The sequence below is a fragment of the Mesorhizobium sp. M7A.F.Ca.AU.002.02.1.1 genome (genome assembly GCF_003998535.1).
Lineage (GTDB): Bacteria > Pseudomonadota > Alphaproteobacteria > Rhizobiales > Rhizobiaceae > Mesorhizobium > Mesorhizobium ciceri.
This window is the reverse complement of sequence record NZ_RZPB01000710.1, coordinates 1-3,092: the sequence shown is the minus strand read 5'-3', so window position 1 is coordinate 3,092 and position 3,092 is coordinate 1. Positions and strand designations below refer to the sequence as shown.

5 protein-coding genes and 1 pseudogene are annotated in these 3,092 nt (G+C 63.7%); 5 read left to right on the top strand and 1 reads right to left on the bottom strand.

Annotated features, from left to right (window positions below; all coding sequences use genetic code 11):
* Positions 1 to 124, top strand: a pseudogene (locus tag EN879_RS29900) (carbon-phosphorus lyase complex subunit PhnI); the annotation flags it as partial.
* Positions 121 to 540, top strand: coding sequence for a FosX/FosE/FosI family fosfomycin resistance hydrolase (gene fosX / locus EN879_RS29895; RefSeq protein WP_063169035.1), 420 nt, complete (start codon positions 121 to 123; stop codon positions 538 to 540). The pseudogene EN879_RS29900 and the gene fosX, both read left to right, overlap by 4 nt.
* A gap of 2 nt (positions 541 to 542) precedes the next feature.
* Here the strand turns inward: fosX and EN879_RS39145 are convergent, their stop codons facing one another.
* Positions 543 to 752, bottom strand: coding sequence for a hypothetical protein (locus tag EN879_RS39145; RefSeq protein ID WP_063169036.1), 210 nt, complete (start codon positions 750 to 752; stop codon positions 543 to 545).
* Positions 753 to 817: 65 nt separating this feature from the next.
* Between EN879_RS39145 and EN879_RS29885 the strand changes: the two genes are divergently transcribed.
* The 3 genes from EN879_RS29885 to EN879_RS29870 all read left to right on the top strand — a co-directional run.
* The gene (locus tag EN879_RS29885) at positions 818 to 1,717 is read left to right on the top strand and encodes an alpha-D-ribose 1-methylphosphonate 5-phosphate C-P-lyase PhnJ (protein ID WP_063170339.1); all 900 of its coding nucleotides are present in this window, start codon (positions 818 to 820) and stop codon (positions 1,715 to 1,717) included.
* Positions 1,714 to 2,490: a phosphonate C-P lyase system protein PhnK gene (gene phnK, locus EN879_RS29880; protein WP_013529518.1), complete on the top strand. Its 777-nt coding sequence runs from the start codon at positions 1,714 to 1,716 to the stop codon at positions 2,488 to 2,490. Before EN879_RS29885 ends, phnK begins: the two co-directional genes overlap by 4 nt.
* Positions 2,491 to 2,698: 208 nt before the next feature.
* Positions 2,699 to 3,092: ATP-binding cassette domain-containing protein (locus EN879_RS29870; protein WP_127274441.1), on the top strand; the 394-nt coding region annotated here is incomplete at its 3' end.

The window sequence follows — 3,092 nt, the reverse complement described above, 5'->3', positions numbered from 1 at the left end:
TCTGAAGCTGCCGCACTATGTCGATTTCCAGGCCGAACTCGATCTCGTGCGCCGCATGCGTGCCGAATATGACGCCCGCCAAAACCCCGTGAAGGTCGAAGAGAAGCGGGAGGCCGCGGAATGATCGAGGGCCTTTCCCACATGACCTTCATCGTCCGCGATCTCGAGCGGATGACCGAAATCCTCGAGGGCGTATTCGACGCACGCGAAGTCTATGTCAGCGACGCCAGGCAGTTCTCGCTGTCGCCCGAAAAATTCTTCCTGATCGGTGACATCTGGGTCGCCATCATGGAGGGCGAACCCTTGCCGGAGCGCAGCTACAACCACATCGCCTTCAAGATCGATGACGCCGATTTCGACCGCTATGCCGAGCGCATCGGCAGGCTCGGCCTCGACATGCGCCCGCCGCGCCCGCGCGTCGAGGGTGAAGGCCGCTCGATCTATTTCTACGACGAAGACAACCACATGTTCGAACTGCACACCGGCACGCTCAATGAGCGGCTGGCGCGCTATGCCAGGGGATCGGAGGCTGCGGAATGAATTTAGTGCCCGACGCCACCATGGCCGCCACCATCGTGGGAATGACCGCCATAGCCGTCATACCCGGAGTAATCACCATTGCCGACGCCCACGGACTCACCTTGAGAGCCTTCTTTGGGGCCGGGCAGAATCATGCGCCGAAGGAAGAAGAGAACGACGCCGGCGAACACCACCAACAGAATTCCGAGATGCATCCATCCGGTCGAGTTCATCTGAATTCGCCCCTGTATCCGCGTCCTGGACGCCAATTCGATAGCACAATGTGGATGTGATCGCCATGACCGACATCGCCACCTACAACTTCGCCTATCTCGACGAGCAGACCAAAAGGATGATCCGCCGGGCGATCCTCAAGGGCATCGCCATTCCCGGCTACCAGGTGCCGTTCGCTTCGCGCGAAATGCCGATGCCCTACGGCTGGGGCACCGGCGGCGTCCAGGTCACCGCTTCGATCATCGGCCCGGACGATGTGCTGAAGGTCATCGACCAGGGCGCCGACGACACCACCAATGCGGTGTCGATCCGCGCCTTCTTCAAGAAGGTCGCCAATGTCGCGGTGACGACCGACACTGCCAGCGCCACAATCATCCAGACCCGCCACCGCATTCCCGAGCATCCGCTGACGGCGGCCCAGGTGCTGGTCTACCAGGTGCCGATCCCCGAACCCCTGCGCTTCCTCGAACCGCGCGAGACCGAAACGCGCAAAATGCACGCGCTGGAGGAATATGGCCTCATGCACGTCAAGCTCTACGAGGACATCGCCAAGCACGGCCGCATCGCCACCACCTATGCCTATCCGGTCAAGGTCGAGGGCCGCTATGTGATGGACCCCTCGCCGACGCCGAAATTCGACAATCCCAAGATGCACCGCTCGCCGGCCCTGCAGCTGTTTGGCGCCGGCCGCGAAAAGCGCATCTACGCGGTGCCGCCTTTCACCGAAGTGGTCAGCCTCGACTTCGAGGATCATCCGTTCGAGGTCCAGACCTTCGACCAGCCCTGCGCGCTGTGCGCGGCCGAGAACGTCTATCTCGACGAAGTCATCCTCGACGACCATGGCGGCCACATGTTCGTCTGCTCCGACACGGACCATTGCGAGAAGCGGCGAGCGGACGGCTATCGCGGCCATCTTGCCCCGGAAAACCATCTTGCCTCGGGAACAAGGGAGCCGGCGCAATGACCGACGAACCGCTGCTGCGTGTCGCAGCACTTTCTAAATTCTACGGTTCGCGCGTCGGCTGCGACAACGTCTCCTTCGACCTGTGGCCGGGCGAAGTCCTGGCTGTCGTCGGCGAATCCGGCTCCGGCAAGACGACGCTGCTCAACTGCCTGTCGACCCGGCTGCTGCCGAGCTCCGGCACCGCCAGCTACCGCATGCGCGACGGCCAGTTCCGCGAGCTCTACCGCATGAGCGAGGCCGAGCGCCGCTTCCTGATGCGCACCGACTGGGGTTTTGTCCATCAGAACCCCGCCGACGGCCTGCGCATGACGGTGTCGGCGGGCGCCAATGTCGGCGAGCGGCTGATGGCGGTCGGCGACCGTCACTACGGCAGGATCCGCGCCACCGCCGTCGACTGGCTGTCGCGCGTCGAGATCGACGAGGACCGCATCGACGACGAGCCCCGCGCCTTTTCCGGCGGCATGCGCCAGCGCCTGCAGATTGCCCGCAACCTCGTCACCGGGCCGCGCCTGGTGTTCATGGATGAGCCAACAGGCGGCCTCGATGTCTCGGTGCAAGCCCGCCTGCTCGACCTGCTGCGTGGTCTGGTCACCGATCTCGGTCTGGCGGCCATCGTCGTCACCCACGACCTTGCCGTGGCGCGGCTCTTGTCGCAGCGCATGATGGTGATGAAGGACGGCCGCGTCGTCGAAAGCGGCCTCACCGACCGCGTGCTCGACGACCCGCGCGCGCCTTACACGCAATTGCTTGTTTCCTCGATTTTGCAGGTTTGACGATGGCGCCAAGGCACCCCCCTCTGGCCTGCCGGCCATCTCCCCCTCAAGGGGGGAGATTGGCTATCGTCCTCGGTTTCGCCACTCTCCAACGTTGCAGAACAAGCGCAACGAGAAAGCTGCCGATCTCCCCCCTTGAGGGGGAGATGCCTGGCAAGGCAGAGGGAGGCGTTGGCCCGCAAACGAACGACAATTGGAGGCCCTTCTGATGGCAACCCCCCTCGTTGTCTCCGACGTCGCCAAGAGTTTCACCATGCACCTGCGCGACGGCATCAAACTGCCTGTTGTCGCCGGTGTCTCGTTCTCGATCAGGGCTGGCGAATGCACCGTGCTCGGCGGTCCTTCCGGTGCCGGCAAGAGCTCGATCCTGAAGATGCTCTACGGCAACTACGCCGTCGACGAAGGCCAGATCATCGTCACGCATGATGATGGGCTGATCGACCTCGCCACCGCCAGCCCGCGCACCGTGCTGGCCATACGCCGGCAAACGATCGGCTATGTCAGCCAGTTCCTGCGCACCGTGCCGCGCGTCTCGGCGCTCGACGTCGTCGCCGAACCGCTGGTCGAGCGCGGCGAGAATCGCGAAGCCGCAAGGGACAAGG

Excerpts from the sequence above, each read along its gene's own strand:
- fosX (WP_063169035.1), top strand. The coding sequence starts at position 121 with ATGATCGAGGGCCTTTCCCACATGACCTTCATCGTCCGCGATCTCGAG.
- EN879_RS39145 (WP_063169036.1), bottom strand. The coding sequence starts at position 752 with ATGAACTCGACCGGATGGATGCATCTCGGAATTCTGTTGGTGGTGTTC.
- EN879_RS29885 (WP_063170339.1), top strand. The coding sequence starts at position 818 with ATGACCGACATCGCCACCTACAACTTCGCCTATCTCGACGAGCAGACC.
- phnK (WP_013529518.1), top strand. The coding sequence starts at position 1,714 with ATGACCGACGAACCGCTGCTGCGTGTCGCAGCACTTTCTAAATTCTAC.